Source organism: Paenibacillus sp. UNC217MF, assembly GCF_000686865.1.
Lineage (GTDB): Bacteria > Bacillota > Bacilli > Paenibacillales > Paenibacillaceae > Paenibacillus_B > Paenibacillus_B suaedae.
Map to the genome: position 1 here is coordinate 139,854 of NZ_KK366027.1, position 18,409 is coordinate 158,262.

An 18,409-nucleotide genomic window follows, 5' to 3' on the forward strand; every position below is an offset into this window, starting at 1 on the left:
CTGCATCTAGAACTAAAAAATGATCCATCGGGTTAAGCTTTTATATCGATTTCGAGTACAATCATGTAATTCTATTTCTGCTGAAATAATAAACGAAGTAATCGGGTGTTTACACTCGTATTTTATGTTTAGATGTTCAAGCCAGTCTCCCTAGAGGGGATTGGCTTGAACTCTTTTTGTCTTGAGATTAATTTCATAATGAAAAAGGATGAGGGCGGCATATTTGGATCGTTTCATCATATGATCGATACTGACCGAAAGGTTAGTAAAAAGTGAAGGAGGAGAAGCTTTGCCTGTAAGGCTCTACGAAAGAGAAAAAGTGTTGAGGGCCTGCATATCCGTATTCGCGAGCAATGGTTATAAAAACACTTCGACCGGGATGCTGGCTGAAGCAGCCGGCACATCGAAGGCTTTAATATTTCATCATTTCACCAGCAAGAAGAAGCTGTATTTCAGCTTATTGGATCATTGCATTGAAAAGTTATCAAGCAAAATTCGAGCGGACTACATACTCGATAACGAGGATTTTTTTGAGGCTATAGATACGATAAGCCGCTTAAAACTCAATTACTTTCGTAAACACGCGAATGAGTACAAATTGGTGTACGAGGCTTTCTATTTGATGCCTGATGAACTGAAAGAAGACATTGAGCTGAAGTATGGGCACGCAATTGCCCTCAGGTATCAAGAGTGGGAACGATTATTTGAAAAAGTTCAGCTGCGAGAAGGCGTTCCGCGCAAGCAAGCTTTTGAGCTAATCAAGATTACGCTAGAGCATTTCCAAAGGAAGTTTATTGAGGAGCTCAAGGATATTGATAACATTGAGGAAGAATGCCTTGATGTCTTGCTTGATGAGATGAAAAGCTTCTGCTGCATGATCCGTCATGGAATTGCATCGGACACGACTGACACGAATGCATGACCCAATGATTATGGAAACGGCGAATGTGAAAAGGAGCGAAAATATGAAGAGATTAACGAGTGACGATTTTATCTCTACGGAACCAATGCACGATGTCGTCTCATTTTATGCGAAATTTTATGAGCAGCAGGAACCGCTGTACCGCCTTGATAATTTTTTTGGCATGGGGGAAGCATGGCTCGCATTTCGCCACGATGATGTTGTTGCAATATTGAAAGACCCGCGCTTCATCAAAGACATCCGCAAGCTGACACCAAGGGAACAACCCATAGAGGAGAACGCATCCGTGAATGCCTTGATGGAATGGGTGATCAACATGCCGAATATGCTCACTGTTGATCCGCCCGATCATACCAGGCTGCGCAGGCTGGTATCCAGAGCCTTCACCCCCAACATGATTGAGGAGCTACATCCCCGTATTCAGCAGATTGCCGATGAATTGCTGGATGCTGTGCAGGAGCAGGGAAAGATGGATCTTGTATCGGATTTTGCCTATCCGCTTCCTATCACCGTCATTTCGGAAATGCTTGGCATTCCCGTCGCTGAGCGAAGTCAATTTCGAGAATGGACGCGTACACTTGGGCAAGCCTCACTGGATCCGAAGGAAAGTGAGGCGGTTGTTGCCACACTGAATGAATTTATTCAATATATTCAATTACTTCTAGTCGAGAAACGCAAACATCCTGGGAACGATGTAATCAGCAGTCTCGTTCAGGCCTATGACGAAGGTGATCATTTAAGCGAGAATGAGCTCCTATCGACCATATGGCTGCTTATCTCCGCCGGACATGAGACGACATTCAATCTGATCGCCAACGGCACGCTGGCTCTGCTTCAGCACCCTGATCAGATGCGTCTGCTCCAGAACGATTCCTCTTTGGTGCCTTCCGCAGTGGAGGAATTATTGCGTTTCGCTGGTCCAGTCTTGCTTGGCAGCCGAATTGCGGGCGAAGATATAGTGCTTCACGGCCAGACGATCCGCAAAGGCGAAATGATTGTGATTACGCTGAACGGAGCCAATTTTGATCCGCATAAGTTTGCAAATCCCGGTACTCTGAACATTACGCGTGAAGAGAATGAGCACTTAACCTTTGGCAAGGGAATTCATCACTGCTTAGGCGCCCCATTGGCCCGATTGGAAGGTCAGGTTGCTTTCCGCACACTGCTGCGACGACTGCCTAATCTGCGCCTGGCAATTGATCCCGAGCATCTGACCTATAACAAGGACTCAATGCGTTCACTTGCGAGCTTGCCTGTATTGTTTTAGGCTCTTCATCACGGTTCACTTGACTGTAATTCGACGTTCACATGTCTTCAGGTTTTGTCGTATCAATGATACGCAAGCTTGAGGACATTTCTTTTTTTGCAAACATACAAGCCTTTAGCAAGATTGGAACAGCATCTATCCCACAGAACAGATACAATAAAGGTAACAACGAACCACTGCTAGAGGAAAGGACAGATTTTGCATTGGATTACAAGGACGATATTCAGCGCAGTATCGAGTATATCGAAACAAATCTAACCAGAGAGCTTACTGCCATTGAAATTGCAGAGCATATCGGATACTCGGTATATCATTTTTGCAGAGTATTCAGCGTCCACCAAGGTATGCCTCTGATGGATTTTGTGCGTAAGAAAAGATTGATTCAGGCAAGGAGAGCGCTGCTCACGAACCGTAAAATTATTGATATTGCCCTAGATTACGGGTTCGAAACAGCAAGCGGTTTTTCCAAAGCCTTCCGCAAAGAATTTGGCTACAGTCCGACCGTCTATCTTACTAAGTTCAAAGCATGGCATTCAAGCAATCTATACATTCATTTGGAGGGAGACAGAATGCACCCTATTTTTGTAACGAAATCCGAATTCAAAGTAGCTGGCTATGGCATTTACACGAATCTGGCGAACGGGTATACGAAAGACATCGCAGCCTATTGGGATATGTATATCGGAGACAATTTGGAAAGTAAGATGTATGAGCAATTAACTCCGCCGGAGCACGGCGAGGTAGGAATCTGTATCCCCGCATCAGATGAAGGGAATATTGTCTATTTATTTGGCGTTATCGTTAAAGATTATAGCAAGGTTACTCCCGACATGATAACTGTCGAAGTTCCTGAGGCACATTATGCCGTCTTCACAACACCGCCAGTCGATTATTTCGGAAGCGATGCAGCTTATGATGCAGATCCGCTAGCTGCGGCCGTTCAAGCAACCTGGACCTACATTTTCGAGGAATGGTTCCCGAACAGTGAATATGTATACGATGAATCCAAGCTCGATTTTGAATTTTATGATGAACGCTGCCACGGACATCGCAATGTCGTCATGGATATTTATGTCCCAGTCCAAAAATCAACTGCTCAGGGGGAATAGAGTATGGAGAAGCAATATTATGGAGAGTTATGCTCCTTATTTTACGATTTGGATAAGCCAGAGGCACCGAAGGAACAAATGGACTTCTGGATGTCTTATGCCGATAAGACTATGAGAATATTAGAGCCTATGTGCGGGTCAGGCCGTTTTCTAGTCCCATTTCTTGAACAAGGTTATCAGATCGATGGATTCGATTTGTCTGCGGATATGATACATAGATGTATAGAGAAGCTCACATCATTAGGCTTCAGTACACGCATTGATATATGTGATTTCAACAACTTTGATACGTCGATTGCGAAGTATGATTTAATCTTTATTGCAGCCGGATCATTTTCCTTATTAACGGATCGGGACGAGGTAATCAAGGCTCTCCAAGTTATGAAGAATTGTCTAACTCCGACAGGTCGCATCGTGTTAAGTGTTGAATCCGACCTTCCTTATCGTGGAATTGGAGAAACTAGCATGAATCAACAGCAATTCGAATTGGCAGCGTTCGAGGAAGGCAGGAGGGTAGGGAAGGACTCCGTAGAAGTAGCACTGCGAAGCAAGCATGCTTACGATACGGATCAACAAATTTTGTACTCGATGATTTCCTATGAGTTGTATATCGATAATAGATCTGTACGTACCGAATACGAGGATTTTCATTTAAGACTTTATCAACCGAATGAATTCGATAGCATCGTTGAGCAATGCGGGTTCGTGATCGCTCATAAATATGCCGATTTTGATAAAAATAATGTTGATTTCCAGCAGGCAGAAGAGATCTATTACGAGCTTCATAAATAAATCGAAGAGGGCGGCCTCATTCTACACACGAGAGCCGCCCTCTTCGGTTCATGCAACCACGTAAGGATTGCTAGTATCGTTATTGATCACAATGATATCCGCGTAATCACGCGCCTCTGCCTACATTGAAGTTCCTCAGCTAGCTCATTTGCAAGTGTTGTCTTCCCAGATGCAGTGATTCCACTAATCCCCACACGAATCGGATGGTCTAATCTCAAATCTACGATTCGATCCGCGATTTCAGCGATTAACTTTCTTCGCAACATATTGCTCCTCCTTATGTGATAGAGCAGCATCCATTCTCTTATTTGCAGGTCAAAACGTGTAGGAATGGGATGGTAATATCAGATTGATTTATGAATGAGCGGACACTGGAATATGCGTAAAGCTAGTAAAATCAAACAAGCCCATATCGGTCAGCTTCAGTTCCGGAATAACCGGCAAGCAGAGGAATGACAAGGTGACAAAAGGATTGAACTCCTGAGAAGCTCCAATGTGTGCCAATGCATCATTGAGACGCTCCATCCGATCAAGTACCTCCGTATATTCGCCCTTCGCCATCAATCCTGCCAGTGGAAGCTCGATGGATGCGAGAACTTCGCCCTGGCTTACTACAACCAAGCCGCCCTCTATGTCACGCAGCGCCTGAACAGCTGTCAGCATATCCTGATCATTGCTTCCGGCTACAACTAAATTGTGCGAATCATGTGCTACGGTAGAGGCAATCGCTCCGGATTGTATGCCAAATCCCTTCACAATGCCTAGTCCAACACAGCCAGTATGGTGATGTCGCTCGAACACGGCGATCTTCAATTGATCCTTCTTGGTAGAAGGGCAGAAGTACCCATTCGCTACGTCTACTTCCTCGATAAGATGTGTCGTGATTAGACTATTCGGATTAATACCGATAATGTGGCAGTGTCGTTCTGTTTCACCCAGTTCAATTTGCAGATCATGCTCCGTAATCTCAGACAGATGTACGGTCCTCAATAAAGGGGCAGGGATATCAGCTGCTTGGATCTTCGGCCCTGTATACTGGCCATTCTCGCCGACTAAGCTTCCGCCTTTGTACACCTGAGCAATCGTCAGTTCCTGCAGGTCATCCAACAATAACAGATCTGCCTCGTACCCTGGGGCAATCGCACCCTTCGCATGCAAGCCGAAGCATTCAGCTGCATTCAGAGAAGCCATCTGAATCGCTTGCAGCGGATCAAGACCGTATCGAATAGCAAGGCGTGCATTATGATCAACGCTGCCCTCATGGAGCAGCTCATCCAAGTGCTTATCGTCGGTACAGAACACACAGCGGCGGGCATTGCTCGCTGTAACAGCCGGGATGAGCGCCTCAACATCCTTCGCAACCGATCCCTCGCGCAGCATGACATACATGCCTCTGCGCAGTCTTGCCTTTGCTTCCTCAGCTGTCACACATTCATGGTCATTGCGAATGCCTACAGCTCGGTACACATTGATAGCTTCTTCATCTAATCCAGCACCATGGCCGTCAATCAGCTTGCCGTGCCGATGCGATGATAACAACTTGTCCACCATATCCGCATCACCACGGCGTACAGAAGGGTAATCCATCACTTCCGCCAATCCTAGGACGCGTGGGTGAGTGTAGAAGGGTTCCAGACTGGCAGCATCCAGCTTCGCTCCGGCATGCTCGAATGGCGTACAAGGAACACACGATGGGAGCATGACAAAGACGTCCAGCGGCAGATTTTCAGAGGCATCGAGCATATATTGAATGCCATCCGCTCCCGCAACATTTGCAATCTCGTGGGGATCTGTAATGACCGTCGTAACTCCATGCGGAAGTACAACACGAGCGAATTCGGATGGCGTAACCATAGCAGATTCAATGTGAACGTGCGTATCGATGAAAGAGGGTGCAATATAGCGGCCTTTCGCATCGATGACGCGATCTCCTTCATAGCTGCCGCCAATTCCTACGATAATGCCATCTACAATCGCGACATCACCTTCCATAATTTCTAGATTGAAGACGTCAACGATCTTTCCGTTCGTAATGACAAGATCAGCAGACTTCATTCTGCCCGCTGCGGCAATTCGATTGTTCCAATGCTGCTTGCTCCAATTCATTCGAAATCACATTCCTTTTCTCGTTGTATGAATAGTGTGGGGATAAAGCACCCATATAAATACAAAAAAACTTTAGTTCTGATAACTAAAGTTTGACGGTAAGGAGCAAGAACAGCCTGTCCATGATAGATAGAAGAGTTAGCGCTCAATCCGATTCCACATAGCAAGCATTCTTTTCCTCGTAGTCAAACTGTTTACGGCAGCTCGGTAGAGACGATTGGACCATATTTCCAAAGTTATACGAAGAAGTATACGGTTGTAATTCTCTACATTGTATAGGGCGCCATTATTCCCGTCAACCCGGGAGCTTGTTCCTAGCAGATCAATTGTTTGTAATAAGAGGAAGAGAAAACACAGGAATGGGAAGCAATATAGGGTAAAGTGGAAATGAGTGATGAAACCATCATTGTAGGTCCATATGGAAAATGGGGAAGTAGTTGAACAGAGGGAGTGAGTATCCCTCTGTTCGTTTGTGAATTCACTTCTAATCCTTCAAAGCATTTAGCTGCTGTTGATTCACTGGTGACGTAATTACTGCTCCAGCATAGAAATTCAATAATGCCATCATATCTTGCGTACTTTGACTGGAATTGCTGGATAGATTGTTAACCGGCTGTTGAGCTACGGACGACTCAGCATTGCCAATGAATTCACCAAAAGTCTGTTTTGTTTCGCCTAACAATACTTTGCTGCCGTCTGGTCTGACGAGATATTGCCGAATATAGCCGTCTTCACGGGCCGTTACGAGTTTTCCTTTTTTGTTCTCTTTTTCATCTGATTCCTGCTTTTGAATTTCCTTCATTGTGTCCGCAAATAACGGCTCAGATTGTGCTTTGGATCGCTTCGCGGTAGGCGGGATTCGATAATAAGATTCAATACGCATCTATGTAACCCTCCATCATTTTGCATGTAATTAGTAATTTGCTTTCATGTTATCTATCGGAAAATAACGGCTTATTGCTTAATAATTTTGAAAAAAGAATAATGAAATTATGTCTTGAACCTGGACAGCACATGCAAAACAGGCGTATTTCACCTCTATTTCTAGCTGGTTGACCGCGTCATCTTTCATGATCATTTCATATAATTGTAATGATAGGGGGGGTAATTTTGTGCAATCATGGGTTTGAAGATGACCACTGCAACAGCTCGATGGAAATATTGCAAAGTACTGCTGATATGGCATTCCGTGTTCCTGTATTTCTCAGCCATCCTAGCACACTAAATAATACACAGTTGAGATTTTTAAGTCGCTTAATTACAGAGATTCAGAACGCGCTTCTCTTTCCTCGTACGCTGCCCGATACAGAACAGTACCCGGAGAAAACTTTAACGAGTGTACGCCGTATGATCCTATCCAGCTACGGTTTCATCGCCACTAATTTGCAGCAGGTGTTCGCAATGTATACGCAGACCAATACTGGCTCACAACCACCAGCGCCGTCTTGGGAGGGAGCACCGTTCTTGCAAATTGAACCTTCTATGGCGTATCTATACGGATTGCCTATGCTGTTGATTAAGGAAAAGGGAGTAAACAGTATCGGAATCTGGAATCCCTTAGTTCAACCTTATTTTATTATCGAATGGGATTCGACGAAGCCGCTCAATGATTTCTTCGGAACTGTAGAATGGAAAGAGTTGTTCCAGAACTGGGTCGCTAGGGTTAGAAATGGTTATTTTATACAGACTGAGCCTTCGTTCCAATATGAATGTCGGGGAAATTTGTAGAGAATTAAGGGAAATGCTATCATTTGAATATAAATAGGATACGCCACAAAAAGTACCTCTATCCCATTTCGAAAGAGGTACCTTTGTGTGGCGTATATAATTTCAAGTCATGCAGGGAAGAAGAATCTTATTCGAAATGAATTAAGAATTGATAACCTGAATCCCTTTGATAATATTCCATACAAAGTAGTACACACTTATCACTCCGCATATACAAAATGCGATAATTGCACCGATTCCCCATGCGACGCCAATGTCGCGTACACTAACCCCAATTAAGCCAAACAACATTACCGCAATAATGACCGCGATACTTGGAATAAGGTGAGTCCATAGCGCACGTTTGGCATGGCTTCTTGTTACCGAATCTCCAACAATCCAGGCTAAAACAGGGAATAAGATAGGCGCAAAGAGAACGCTCCAGTACGATAATGCCGATATTACTTTATTTTCTTTCATTTATGTTCACCTCTAGTAGTTATTGTTCTTGTCTTGTTCTGATACATAAATCATACAATAAGAACTTGGCTCTACCTATCGATCAAGCTTTCAATATCATTACGAATTTGTAAGCCTGGGGCAAGTTTCATCATTCGAATCGCCTCGTAGTCCATCCGTTGACTGCTTACATGCATGATTCCTATAATAAGTTCAAGGGAATTCATTTCCAACGAAACTTGTCCATCGCGCTTATGAGACGCATCGCCATACGATAAAAGGTGGGGAAGAGCTTCATCTGAGAAGCATCGAGGTTAGCTTGAGGCCTGCCTGGGGATGGGTATCCGATAATCGGATATCACGAATCTAAGAAGGGGTTGTATCTTGCCGTCATGCATTCCGCCATCATATTAGCTTCGCTTATCAGCTGACTCGCTGCTAAGGAAATTATTGATAAAGTGCAATTGGAGGAATTACAAGCATGTCGATTGGCTAGATTTAATAAAGAAAGCAGATCATAAGCGATCAAGCTGACTAATGCACATGGATAGCAGCTTGATCGCTTTATGTCACGTACTACTTGAGTATCTTGTCAATAATCCCATATTCCAGCGCTTCTTCTGCAGTCATAAAGTAGTCGCGATCCATGTCTTTCTCAATTCGTTCGACGGGCTGACCAGTATGGCCAGCCATTAATTGCACAAGTCTCTCACGCATCTTGAGAATGCGTTTGGCGCTGATGGCAATGTCGCTTGCCTGTCCTTGAGCGCCTCCATGGGGTTGATGAATCATGATTTCGCTATTGGGTAGTGCAAAGCGCTTGCCCTTGGCTCCAGCTAACAGCAGAATCGAGCCATAGGAGGCGGCTAATCCTGTACAGATGGTATGAACCTGCGGCTTAATGTATTGCATTGTGTCATAGATGCCAAATCCTGCAGTGACCGAGCCTCCTGGACTATTGATGTACATATAAATGTCTTTGTCTGAATCCTCTGCTGCAAGAAGAAGGAGTTGCGCAACAACACTATTGGCCAGACTATCATTAATTTCATAACCGACAAAAACAATTCGATCCTTCAACAATCGGGAATAGATGTCGTAGGAGCGTTCGCCTCGACTCGTTTGCTCAACAACATATGGGATATAGTTGGACATGGTAATACCTCCTCTGTTTTTCCACTGTGGAATATTCAGAAAACGAATGGATCGCAGCAGAAGATACGCTTCAGAGGACAAAAGTTTTTTTCACAAGGTTGCGTAACGCAATGCATGCTTCGTTCGTTTACTGATTAGAAGATAAATAATTGCCGCCATGAACGATTCATGTTAGGGATGAAGAAGGCTGATGAAGAGAAAGCGAGAACGAGCGAATGAAGGAGTTGACTGTGAAGGATGACCAATCTAGATCAAGTGCAGAGCGTCGAACAACCTAATCTGGAGCAGTTGAACGACGTACTGAACAGATATTGCCTCTCTCTCACACATTCCAAATGGGATTCTGAGGATCTCGTACAGGATACGTGGGTCAAGATTCTAGCCCGTAACAAGGAGATAGAACACAACAATCCTGAAGCGCTGCTGCTGCGTACAGCCAAGAACGCTTGGATTGACCAAGTGCGCCGAAGACATCGATTGGATCAAATTCTGGTAAAGCAGCAGCTTCAATCTCAAGAACACAATGATCCTATACAAGAGAATAGTACAATTGACATCGAAGCCGCCTTCCAATATATGATGACACACTTGTCTCCTCTGCAAAGAACCGTCCTCCTTATGCGCAGCGTACTCGGGTATTCTGTTGCTGACACTGCAAATAAGCTGAAGACAACGGAAGGGGCGGTGAAGGCTGCATATCATCGAGCACGGAAGGTGCTGCTTGATGTGAAGGGAGATGAATACATGGAAGAAGCGGCCCTGCCAGATAATGTGGAAGCTCAAAGCCACATACGGGCACTCGCTATTGCATTTGTCAATGGAGAAGTCAATGAGGTATTGAGACTTGTGCAGGGAGAACAGGATCTCGTTCCTGTATTAAATATGTACTCTAGGTCGAATCAGATGCGTTATAAACAGAAGCAGCGGGCTTATAAGCAGATGTTCCATCATTTCGAAGCCTTACTAGCTGCATAAAATAAGCTCGTATGGAGCAATGCAGCATGCTGTTTCTGGATAATCTGTGAATCGCTTTGCCCGCCTCATGCATACACGTCGATATGGGCAAACGTCTTCAGCATGTGTCACTTGGTTGGTGCTGAAGGCGATTGTCCGTGTTCCTCTTCCATAAAATACTTCAATAATGATAACCAAACACGATAATCGGGATGGACGTTTCCCTTTGCTCATTCTTTCTAATTGCTGTTCGTACCAATTTCGAGCATGGCCGCTTTTGAATCGATCCATTTCACCCCTGTCGTAGACAATCCCAACATTAGGAAGTAGACTAACTATATAGTATTTCAGACATGTCTACATTTTTAACAATGAGAGGAAATATTGAAGATGACAGATGAACAATTACATCACATTTTACACTGTTTTCGCTTCCAAAAGCCTGAGATCATTTTCCTGAGGCATAATGAGAATCGGACATATAAAGTGAGCGACGCTGACGGCAGAACTTATGTCCTACGTGTTCATCAGCCGTTTAAAGAAAGTATGACAGGCTTGCAACATACTTATGAAGGTTTGCTAGGTGAACTGCTCATGCTGGAAGCCTTGGCGAAGGAGAGCAGCCTGCTGGTGCAATCGCCGCTGCGCAATCGAGATGGGGAATTGATTACCGTCATCGAACATGAAGGGCAGCGATTGAACTGTTCGGTTCTAACATGGCTGGAAGGCAGGGATCTTCAGAAAGAAGACGTTCAGAAGCCAGAATTGGTCAAGCTGCTCGGATCTCAAGTTGCTGAACTCCATGGATTTTACCGTCAGTATCCGCGCGATCGGGTAAAGAATCGACCAGAGCAAGGGATTGCATATAATGTTGGCTTAATTTCAACAATACATAAAGGGTTGGAACTCGGTTTATTTGTGCCTTCAGATGTCGCGATCATCGAGAAATGCATTCATCTTATCAACGATAAACTTGAGCAATTCGGAACCGAGGATAGATGGGGACTTATTCACGGTGATTTAGGTTTTGGTAATATGATTATTTCTCCTAAAGGACAATTAAGCTTCATTGACTTCGGATTCTTCGGCCCAGGATACGATTGGACAGACATCGCCATGGGGGCGATGATGGCTCCCGCAGCACACAGAGATATATTCCTAGAGGGATATTACGGAACTGCGAACAAAGCTGCGGACGAGCTTGTTCTCATCGAAGGCATGATGCTGATTTCGATTATCGGATATTACGCGTTTCAAATGGGGAACGAGTCCGTACATAATTGGATGCGGGAGAAAATGCCGAAGTTTTGTGTTGATCATTGTTTGCCATTCTTAGCAGGGGAGCGAATATTTTATCAGGTATAGGAGTAGGTTAGAAAGGCTTAAAGCAATGACAATAGCTAGATATGATAGCTAAAAGCACCTCCATCCTAAGATAAATACGTGAAGATTGAGGCGCTATTGTGTTTTGTTGCATATCTACATCCAATTAGTCAGCCTAGAGGTTTGATAAGATAGGGGAAGAACATTTATTCCGTGGACAATCGGTAGGATTAAGAGGAGGGGTTCCTATGCACGCGAAGAAAGTACCTCGTTAAGCCCGTGGCCCGCCATTCATGAACTGTATCCACTCATTGCAATTACACAGTCCAAGGGAGAGATACGCAAATGAACATGAATGGACCTGTTGAAATTTCAAGACAAGAAAGACTGGCAACCTGTTATGAGATCGCCGACCGTTTGCAGGAGGTATACGGCGAGCAAATTATTGCAATCGGGGTGTACGGCTCCGTATCCCGAGGCACGGACGGCCCTTACTCGGACATTGAGATGTTCTGTGTGCTGAAAGACGCTGACGATGAGGTAGACTTCAGTTACGAATGGTCATCGGGGCCTTGGAAGGCCGAAGTGAATGTTCGAAGTGCGAGTGTGGTTCTAAACGATGCTGCCACAGTGGAAGGGGACTGGCCATTAACACACGGGCCATTCTTCTCACCGCTAAGTCTGTACGATCCGGATGGATTTTTTTCTAAGCTGAAGGAAGCGGCACATTCACCCTCAAGTGTTGATTTCTCTAATTCAATTAATGAAGTGCTCGTGGGAGAAATGTATGAGTTCATTGGAAAGCTCCGGAATGCAAATCGAACCGGCACACAAAGCTATCTTCCTTACTTAGCTATGCAATTTGCCAAATACGGCGCCATGTTAATCGGTCTTCACAATCGGAAGCTGTACTCGACAGGAGCTAGGGTACTTCCAGAATCATTGGAGCTGCCAGAGCGCCCAGATGGCTATGACGCGGTCGCCAATATGGTCATGTCTGGTCAGTTGTCTGAACCGGATCGAATTATTGATGCGTGCGAACAGTTCTGGAATGGACTCGTCTCATGGGCTGCAGAGTATGGTTACAAGATTCATTCGGAACGTATTCCATTCTAAGAATTCCTGGTTAAATGGCGATTGCTGACCTTTCATCAAATCACAATATGGACTTTATGTACACAAGCTCTGCTCTAAGCAGGGCTTTTTTATTTTTCAACTGGTGGCGGCCAATGAACCGATGGTTCTTTCAATAGATAGAAGACGATTCTTCCTATTTTCGAGATCCATACTTGTTTTTCGAGTTTGTATCCAACTGTTCGTTTTTCCCCGAATTGAAACTTGTCTTACCATATGAGATACTGTAGTCATCTGCATAAAAGGGAGGTGAATGCATTGCTGTTGGAACTCCAGGATCTGATGTCTTCTGATTTGATTCCGTATTTGATCTCGATCGGTCTAATATGCTCACTGACGTATGCTTACGTTGCACATCTGTATGTCGCAGTCGATCGCTTCTTAGTCCCTGCATACAGAGGCCGAGTCGCGATTGTTCCTCATCAGGAACGGATCGTCGGTCGGACAGAGATACATCACTGGCTAACCAGAAGCGTGAAGCGAAAAGAAGCGCCGGATGGAGATTCTGGAGACTGCCGTTCCTTGATTGGAATCAGAACGTTACCCAATCAAGGAGGACGATTATGGAGCAGTTCAATGTATTCACCTACAAGCGAAAGTTCATTTTAATCGGGGCACTGGTGCTCCTCGTGCTATTAAGCGGATGCGGGATAAGCGGGGCTAATGCCACCGTTGATGCTAATACGCCAGGATTTTTTAACCATTATATTGTGTACCCGTTTGTGTATCTGATCCAACATTTCGCGGCATTTTTCGGAGGAAGCTATGGTCTGGCATTGATTTTGCTCACACTGCTCGTACGATTAGCGCTGATGCCGCTCATGATGAGACAGTATCGCAATCAGCAGAAGATGAAACAGAAGATGGACGTTTTGCAGCCAGAGTTGAAGCTTCTTCAAGACGCATATAAGGATAAGAAGGATGCGGAATCAAAAGCAAAGATGCAGCAAGAGATGATGCAATTGTATCAGAAGCATCAGGTGAATCCGCTGGCAATGGGCTGCTTGCCGCTGCTTATCCAGCTGCCTATCTTGTCCGGATTGTATTATGCCATTAAGTTCACACCGGAAGTAGCTGCACACTCGTTCCTATGGTTCCAGCTCGGACGACCAGACATTGTGCTCCCACTGCTCGTTGGGATCATCTACTTCTTTCAATATAAGGCTACACAAATCGGCATGGATCCGATGCAGAGCAAGCAGTTTGCATTTATGGGATACTTATCTCCCATTATGATGACCGTGTTTTCCCTGACCACTCCCGCAGTCATACCGATGTATTGGTGTGTAGGCGGCGTGTTCGTTATTCTGCAAACACTGCTTGCGAAAAAGTTGTATCAGACGAAGATAGAACCTGCCGCAACGATCAGCAACAATTAAATAGCGTAACAACAAGGCAATCAAAGCTGTCCTGAATGAATTAGTGGGGCAGCTTTTTATTTACTTGAAAATGGATAAAAAGATATTTAAACAATGGAGGGAATGGGTATGGAGTGCCAATCTAGCATATTTACGCAGGAGCAAATCGAAACTATCGTGAAGCGATTTGGAAATACATTTTATGAACAGATGCTGCTCCATCTCGATGATTATGCCGAGAAGTGGTCGTTGTCCTCATTGCAGCTGATTCCATCCTTCTCAGCAAACGTAGTGTTCACTTGCTTCTCGGAACAATTTGGGCATGCGATACTTAAAATAGGACAACCATCGGAAACGATTTGGACGGAAGTTTCGACATTGCGTCAATATAAGGGGCAGCGATTCTGCAAGGTATATGAGGCGGATATAGAGAATGGCGTAATCCTATTAGAACGTTTGCAGCCGGGGACTACCTTGCGGGATGAGAGTTCCATACAGCGACGATTGGAAGTATTCTGTTCCTTATATTCGAATTTACATATATCGGCTGTTGAGGAAGAAAAGTACCCAACCTATATCGGTTGGGTAGAACGAATATCAGTTTACATGAGTCAGCGTCACGATTGCCCTGAATTAACTAGACACATGCAACGAGCAAGAGATATATGCTTGACCATTGCTTCGTCCTATTCCCAAAATCTGCTGCTGCACGGCGATCTTCATCATGATAATATGCTGCTCAGCAGCGATGGGGAATACGTGATCATCGACCCGAAGGGTGTGATCGGTGATCCTATATTCGATATTCCTCGATTTATTTTAAATGAGTTCGACAACGAAATAACTGCAGCATCCTATGAGAAGATAGATGGTATCATGATCACGCTGGCACGCAGGCTATCGATTCCGCATCCTATGATTAGGAAGTGCTTATATGTAGAAACGACAATGGGAATGTGTTGGTGTGTAGAAGACGGTTCGACACCTGAGGAATATACTGCCCTTTTCCAAAAGGTAGCCTTTGCCGAGGCAATCATGAACGAGCAAGGTACCTGGTAAGAATGATTGACGCATCAAACCAAATGCTATATGTTGGAATGGAGTCAAATAGGCTCCCATGCTTTTACGCGACGCAGGAGGTAAGATACATGCAGTTTTTATTGTTCTATTAATACGGGCTTCTTCTTAACCAGATAGAAGCTCGTATCGTAACCATTCCTATGGCTATCGATACGAAATGATGATATTTCGGAGGTAGCAAATAGATGGAACACATTTGTTTTGAACTCGAAAACGTCGAAATGACGTATTTAGATAAAGAGATACTCAAGATTGACCGGTTAGCTGTACATCAGTTTGACCGCATTGGCATCGTTGGCAAGAACGGGGCAGGGAAGAGCACGCTTCTGAGGTTGATTGCAGGTACTGTTCAACCCACGAGCGGGAACGTGAAGCGGCATGTCGAGTATGGCTTGTTTGAGCAAATGGAGGCGCCTGCAGATGCTGAAGCAGATCCAGCGTTACTAGGCAGATTGGCGATTCCGAATCATACTGAGGGTTTAAGCGGCGGGGAGCAGACAAGGCTGAAACTGGCGCACATGCTGACTCATTATTATGAAGCGCTGCTCATCGATGAGCCAACAACCCATTTAGATCAAGCGGGCATTGCGTTCCTGCTCGATGAGCTTCGCTATTACTACGGAGCGCTTGTCCTGATCAGTCATGATCGTGAAGTACTGGATGAGCTCGTCACGACGATTTGGGAAGTGCATGAAGGCAAGGTGCGTGTATATTCAGGGAACTACAGCGATTACGTCGAGGCGAAGCGTCTGGAGCGCGAACAGCAGATGCAAGCACACGAGCAGTTTATCAAGGAGAAAACCCGCCTAGAAAAAGCTGTACAAGAGAAAATGAAGAAAGCCGAAAAGATTGCGCAAGCAGGCAGTATGTCTAAGAAAGAGTCGAAGGCATTGGCAAACCGCATGTTCGAAACCAAATCGAAAGGCACCAGTCAAAAAGCAGTCCATCGTGCCGCTCGCGCTATTGAACATCGTATGGAAAAGCTTCAAGAAGTAGAGGCCGTACAGGAAGAGAGACAGATCGTGTTTCGCCAAGCGAAAACAGTAGAATTGCACAATAAGTTTCCCATTATGGCGGACAGACTCACGCTCCAATTGGGTGACACTGTATTACTTAAAGATGTAAATTTCCAGCTCCCTCAGGGGAAGAAAATAGCGATTACGGGTGCAAATGGAAGCGGGAAAAGCTCTCTATTAGCACAAATAGCAAATGCGGGGGCAGGCTTAACCATTTCCCCAAAAGCGAAAATAGGCTGGTTCCGTCAAATGAGTTATCAATATACAAGCAATGAGTCCGTACTGCAATTCGTCAAAAACCGTTCCGACTATGAGGAAGGTTTTTTGCGAGGTGTGCTGCATGCTATGCAGTTCGTCGGGACTGACATTCAGAAGAGTGTCCGATCCTTAAGTGGTGGGGAAGCGATTCGTCTCCAGCTGTGCCAGCTATTCCTAGGGGAATATAACATACTATTGTTGGACGAGCCGACCAACTTTTTAGATATTCTTGCTATAGAAGCATTGGAGCGGTTCATTGCCGCATACGAGGGAACGATCATCTTCGTGTCTCATGACAAGAAGTTCGTGGAGCATGCCGCAGATGTCCACTTCCATCTCTCGGATCGCAAATTGCATGTAATGTAAACGTAGTTAAGCATCCAAAATAAGCCGCCAAGTTCGACTTGGCGGCTTTCTGTTATTTGTTCAGTTGTGTTCTCAGAAGTTCTTTAGGACAAAGCTTTCAGACCCGTAACCCCAATAATAATGGCGATGAGGCTCACGATACGCGCTGGGCTTTTGCTTTCACCGAAGAAAATCATATTGAGAAGAACGGCTCCAGCAGTACCAATTCCGACCCATACTGCATAGCTGACACTAACCTGAAGATATAGGAATGAAGTATAGAGTAGGGCAAAAGAAGCTCCGAATCCACCTAAGAAGATCACTCCATTTTGCAGCGTTTTATGCTGGGAATACTTTTTAAGTCCGACTACACCGACCATTTCACACATTGCCGCTAGGAAAACAAACAGCCATCCCATCGTTACGCAACTCCTTTCTGTTTATGATCCGTGGCAGCTTGATCTGCCAATTTAAGTCCAATTACGCCTGCAACAAGCACAATCATAAAACCAATTTTGCCTATGCTAAGACTTCCGCCGAAAAACAATACATCCATTAGTGCCGTACCGACTGTCCCTGCACCTGCGAAGATCGCATATACGGTACCGGTAGGAAGCTTCTCACAAGCCTTAGCCAAGAAATGAAAATCAACAGTAATGATTCCGAGAATAATGGCCCAATGCCACCACGATGAGGCCATATTAAAGCCGAATACCCACAGCAGCTCGAACAGGCAAGTGAGCATCACATACATCCATGAACGATTCATGATAACACCTCTCTTAATATGAATGACATTCAGTCATTTTGTAGACAAAAAGATAGGCCCTTGAACTACAGGACCTGAATCCCTAGTGCGTGAGTGACGAAGGCGTATACTTCCTCCGCTTGCGCTTGTATTTCTGATTCATCCGCTTGATCGAACAGATACACTTGCTCAGCTGCGGATTCAATGGCCCCAATCACAATTCGCGCCGTTCTAGCAGTGTTGAGCGATTTCCGGATTGATCCGTTAGCTTGAGCTCTATCGAGCAGTGCAGTAACCCAGTCATAATAAGGCTTATAAATGGATTCCCATTCCTTAAGATGCTCACTGGAGGCTAATCCTGCATACAGCAGCGCTAGTTGCTCTCGGCTATCATGGTGAAGTTGGAACACCGTTGCAATAAAAGACTTGATCTGACCCTGAAATGGGGCGTTCTGATCTACTGAGCTCTGAAGCGCTTCTATAATCTTCTGCACCATGACTTCTGCAATAGAAGGCATGACAGCCAGCTTAGAAGGGAAGTAAAGATAAAATGTGCCCTGTGCAATCCCGGCTCCCTTCACGATATCAGATACCTTCGTCTTTTCGATGCCTTTGCTGCACAATACTTCGATAGCCGCACGAACAATACGTTCCTTTTTGTCTTCGATGAGTATGA

General features: G+C 44.9%; 20 protein-coding genes and 1 riboswitch. Of the genes, 12 read left to right on the plus strand and 8 right to left on the minus strand.

Annotated features, from left to right (window positions below; translation table 11 throughout):
- The first annotated feature begins 289 nt into the window (after nt 1-289).
- The 4 genes from BP95_RS0116750 to BP95_RS0116765 all read left to right on the plus strand — a co-directional run bounded on the left by BP95_RS0116750 (nt 290) and on the right by BP95_RS0116765 (nt 4,090).
- On the plus strand, nt 290-922 hold the full coding sequence (locus BP95_RS0116750) for a TetR/AcrR family transcriptional regulator (RefSeq protein WP_021255580.1): 633 nt from the start codon (nt 290-292) through the stop codon (nt 920-922).
- Between the two features lie 43 nt (nt 923-965).
- Nucleotides 966-2,189 carry a cytochrome P450 family protein gene (locus BP95_RS0116755; RefSeq protein ID WP_021255581.1) on the plus strand — a complete coding sequence of 408 codons (1,224 nt, stop codon included), beginning with the start codon at nt 966-968 and terminating at the stop codon, nt 2,187-2,189.
- Between the two features lie 65 nt (nt 2,190-2,254).
- Complete coding sequence (locus BP95_RS0116760; protein WP_231515131.1) at nt 2,255-3,298, plus strand: AraC family transcriptional regulator; 1,044 nt, start codon at nt 2,255-2,257, stop codon at nt 3,296-3,298.
- A 3-nt stretch (nt 3,299-3,301) separates the two neighbouring features.
- A complete protein-coding gene (locus tag BP95_RS0116765) occupies nt 3,302-4,090 on the plus strand; it encodes a class I SAM-dependent methyltransferase (RefSeq protein WP_081819910.1) in 789 nt (262 codons plus the stop codon).
- Between the two features lie 86 nt (nt 4,091-4,176).
- Here the strand turns inward: BP95_RS0116765 and BP95_RS0116770 are convergent, their stop codons facing one another.
- From BP95_RS0116770 to BP95_RS0116780, 3 genes are all read right to left on the minus strand, one after another.
- Nucleotides 4,177-4,356 (minus strand): nucleoside/nucleotide kinase family protein, encoded by a 180-nt coding sequence (locus tag BP95_RS0116770; protein ID WP_021255584.1) that lies wholly within the window; start codon nt 4,354-4,356, stop codon nt 4,177-4,179.
- A gap of 88 nt (nt 4,357-4,444) precedes the next feature.
- Nucleotides 4,445-6,196 carry an adenine deaminase gene (gene ade, locus BP95_RS0116775; protein WP_021255585.1) on the minus strand — a complete coding sequence of 584 codons (1,752 nt, stop codon included), beginning with the start codon at nt 6,194-6,196 and terminating at the stop codon, nt 4,445-4,447.
- A 162-nt stretch (nt 6,197-6,358) separates the two neighbouring features.
- Nucleotides 6,359-6,460: riboswitch (purine riboswitch) on the minus strand.
- A gap of 220 nt (nt 6,461-6,680) precedes the next feature.
- Nucleotides 6,681-7,079, minus strand: a complete 399-nt coding sequence (locus BP95_RS0116780) for a hypothetical protein (protein ID WP_028532769.1) — start codon at nt 7,077-7,079, stop codon at nt 6,681-6,683.
- A gap of 227 nt (nt 7,080-7,306) precedes the next feature.
- Between BP95_RS0116780 and BP95_RS30665 the strand changes: the two genes are divergently transcribed.
- On the plus strand, nt 7,307-7,924 hold the full coding sequence (locus BP95_RS30665; protein ID WP_021255587.1) for a hypothetical protein: 618 nt from the start codon (nt 7,307-7,309) through the stop codon (nt 7,922-7,924).
- A gap of 141 nt (nt 7,925-8,065) precedes the next feature.
- Here the strand turns inward: BP95_RS30665 and BP95_RS0116790 are convergent, their stop codons facing one another.
- Together BP95_RS0116790 and clpP are read right to left on the minus strand one after the other, a co-directional pair.
- Nucleotides 8,066-8,383 (minus strand): magnetosome magnetite crystal formation protein family, encoded by a 318-nt coding sequence (locus BP95_RS0116790; protein WP_021255588.1) that lies wholly within the window; start codon nt 8,381-8,383, stop codon nt 8,066-8,068.
- 555 nt (nt 8,384-8,938) lie between these two features.
- Nucleotides 8,939-9,517: an ATP-dependent Clp endopeptidase proteolytic subunit ClpP gene (gene clpP / locus BP95_RS0116795; protein ID WP_021255589.1), complete on the minus strand. Its 579-nt coding sequence runs from the start codon at nt 9,515-9,517 to the stop codon at nt 8,939-8,941.
- Nucleotides 9,518-9,754: 237 nt separating this feature from the next.
- On the opposite strand from clpP, the gene BP95_RS30670 reads away from it, so the two are divergent.
- The 7 genes from BP95_RS30670 (at nt 9,755) to BP95_RS0116830 (ending at nt 17,006) form a co-directional block, all read left to right on the plus strand.
- Nucleotides 9,755-10,492: an RNA polymerase sigma factor gene (locus BP95_RS30670; protein ID WP_021255590.1), complete on the plus strand. Its 738-nt coding sequence runs from the start codon at nt 9,755-9,757 to the stop codon at nt 10,490-10,492.
- Between the two features lie 369 nt (nt 10,493-10,861).
- Complete coding sequence (locus BP95_RS0116805) at nt 10,862-11,836, plus strand: phosphotransferase enzyme family protein (protein ID WP_021255591.1); 975 nt, start codon at nt 10,862-10,864, stop codon at nt 11,834-11,836.
- A gap of 303 nt (nt 11,837-12,139) precedes the next feature.
- Complete coding sequence (locus BP95_RS0116810) at nt 12,140-12,910, plus strand: ANT(4')-I family aminoglycoside nucleotidyltransferase (protein ID WP_028532770.1); 771 nt, start codon at nt 12,140-12,142, stop codon at nt 12,908-12,910.
- Nucleotides 12,911-13,186: 276 nt separating this feature from the next.
- Nucleotides 13,187-13,537 carry a hypothetical protein gene (locus BP95_RS0116815; RefSeq protein WP_021255595.1) on the plus strand — a complete coding sequence of 117 codons (351 nt, stop codon included), beginning with the start codon at nt 13,187-13,189 and terminating at the stop codon, nt 13,535-13,537.
- Complete coding sequence (gene yidC / locus BP95_RS0116820) at nt 13,492-14,307, plus strand: membrane protein insertase YidC (protein WP_021255596.1); 816 nt, start codon at nt 13,492-13,494, stop codon at nt 14,305-14,307. The genes BP95_RS0116815 and yidC overlap by 46 nt, the downstream gene beginning before the upstream one ends.
- Nucleotides 14,308-14,415: 108 nt before the next feature.
- The gene (locus BP95_RS0116825) at nt 14,416-15,345 is read left to right on the plus strand and encodes an aminoglycoside phosphotransferase family protein (RefSeq protein ID WP_028532771.1); all 930 of its coding nucleotides are present in this window, start codon (nt 14,416-14,418) and stop codon (nt 15,343-15,345) included.
- A gap of 206 nt (nt 15,346-15,551) precedes the next feature.
- Nucleotides 15,552-17,006 (plus strand): Msr family ABC-F type ribosomal protection protein, encoded by a 1,455-nt coding sequence (locus tag BP95_RS0116830; protein WP_028532772.1) that lies wholly within the window; start codon nt 15,552-15,554, stop codon nt 17,004-17,006.
- 83 nt (nt 17,007-17,089) lie between these two features.
- Here the strand turns inward: BP95_RS0116830 and BP95_RS0116835 are convergent, their stop codons facing one another.
- From BP95_RS0116835 to BP95_RS0116845, 3 genes are all read right to left on the minus strand, one after another.
- Nucleotides 17,090-17,404, minus strand: coding sequence for a DMT family transporter (locus tag BP95_RS0116835; RefSeq protein ID WP_021255599.1), 315 nt, complete (start codon nt 17,402-17,404; stop codon nt 17,090-17,092).
- 2 nt (nt 17,405-17,406) lie between these two features.
- Nucleotides 17,407-17,754 (minus strand): DMT family transporter, encoded by a 348-nt coding sequence (locus tag BP95_RS0116840; protein ID WP_021255600.1) that lies wholly within the window; start codon nt 17,752-17,754, stop codon nt 17,407-17,409.
- Nucleotides 17,755-17,819: 65 nt separating this feature from the next.
- Nucleotides 17,820-18,401: a TetR/AcrR family transcriptional regulator gene (locus BP95_RS0116845; RefSeq protein WP_028532774.1), complete on the minus strand. Its 582-nt coding sequence runs from the start codon at nt 18,399-18,401 to the stop codon at nt 17,820-17,822.
- Nucleotides 18,402-18,409 lie beyond the last annotated feature (8 nt).

Coding starts and splice junctions, on each gene's coding strand:
- BP95_RS0116755 (WP_021255581.1), top strand. CDS start 966: ATGAAGAGATTAACGAGTGACGATTTTATCTCTACGGAACCAATGCAC.
- BP95_RS0116760 (WP_231515131.1), top strand. CDS start 2,255: ATGATACGCAAGCTTGAGGACATTTCTTTTTTTGCAAACATACAAGCC.
- BP95_RS0116765 (WP_081819910.1), top strand. CDS start 3,302: ATGGAGAAGCAATATTATGGAGAGTTATGCTCCTTATTTTACGATTTG.
- BP95_RS0116770 (WP_021255584.1), bottom strand. CDS start 4,356: ATGTTGCGAAGAAAGTTAATCGCTGAAATCGCGGATCGAATCGTAGAT.
- ade (WP_021255585.1), bottom strand. CDS start 6,196: ATGAATTGGAGCAAGCAGCATTGGAACAATCGAATTGCCGCAGCGGGC.
- BP95_RS0116780 (WP_028532769.1), bottom strand. CDS start 7,079: ATGCGTATTGAATCTTATTATCGAATCCCGCCTACCGCGAAGCGATCC.
- BP95_RS0116790 (WP_021255588.1), bottom strand. CDS start 8,383: ATGAAAGAAAATAAAGTAATATCGGCATTATCGTACTGGAGCGTTCTC.
- clpP (WP_021255589.1), bottom strand. CDS start 9,517: ATGTCCAACTATATCCCATATGTTGTTGAGCAAACGAGTCGAGGCGAA.
- BP95_RS30670 (WP_021255590.1), top strand. CDS start 9,755: ATGACCAATCTAGATCAAGTGCAGAGCGTCGAACAACCTAATCTGGAG.
- BP95_RS0116805 (WP_021255591.1), top strand. CDS start 10,862: ATGACAGATGAACAATTACATCACATTTTACACTGTTTTCGCTTCCAA.
- BP95_RS0116810 (WP_028532770.1), top strand. CDS start 12,140: ATGAACATGAATGGACCTGTTGAAATTTCAAGACAAGAAAGACTGGCA.
- yidC (WP_021255596.1), top strand. CDS start 13,492: ATGGAGCAGTTCAATGTATTCACCTACAAGCGAAAGTTCATTTTAATC.
- BP95_RS0116825 (WP_028532771.1), top strand. CDS start 14,416: ATGGAGTGCCAATCTAGCATATTTACGCAGGAGCAAATCGAAACTATC.
- BP95_RS0116830 (WP_028532772.1), top strand. CDS start 15,552: ATGGAACACATTTGTTTTGAACTCGAAAACGTCGAAATGACGTATTTA.
- BP95_RS0116835 (WP_021255599.1), bottom strand. CDS start 17,404: ATGGGATGGCTGTTTGTTTTCCTAGCGGCAATGTGTGAAATGGTCGGT.
- BP95_RS0116840 (WP_021255600.1), bottom strand. CDS start 17,754: ATGAATCGTTCATGGATGTATGTGATGCTCACTTGCCTGTTCGAGCTG.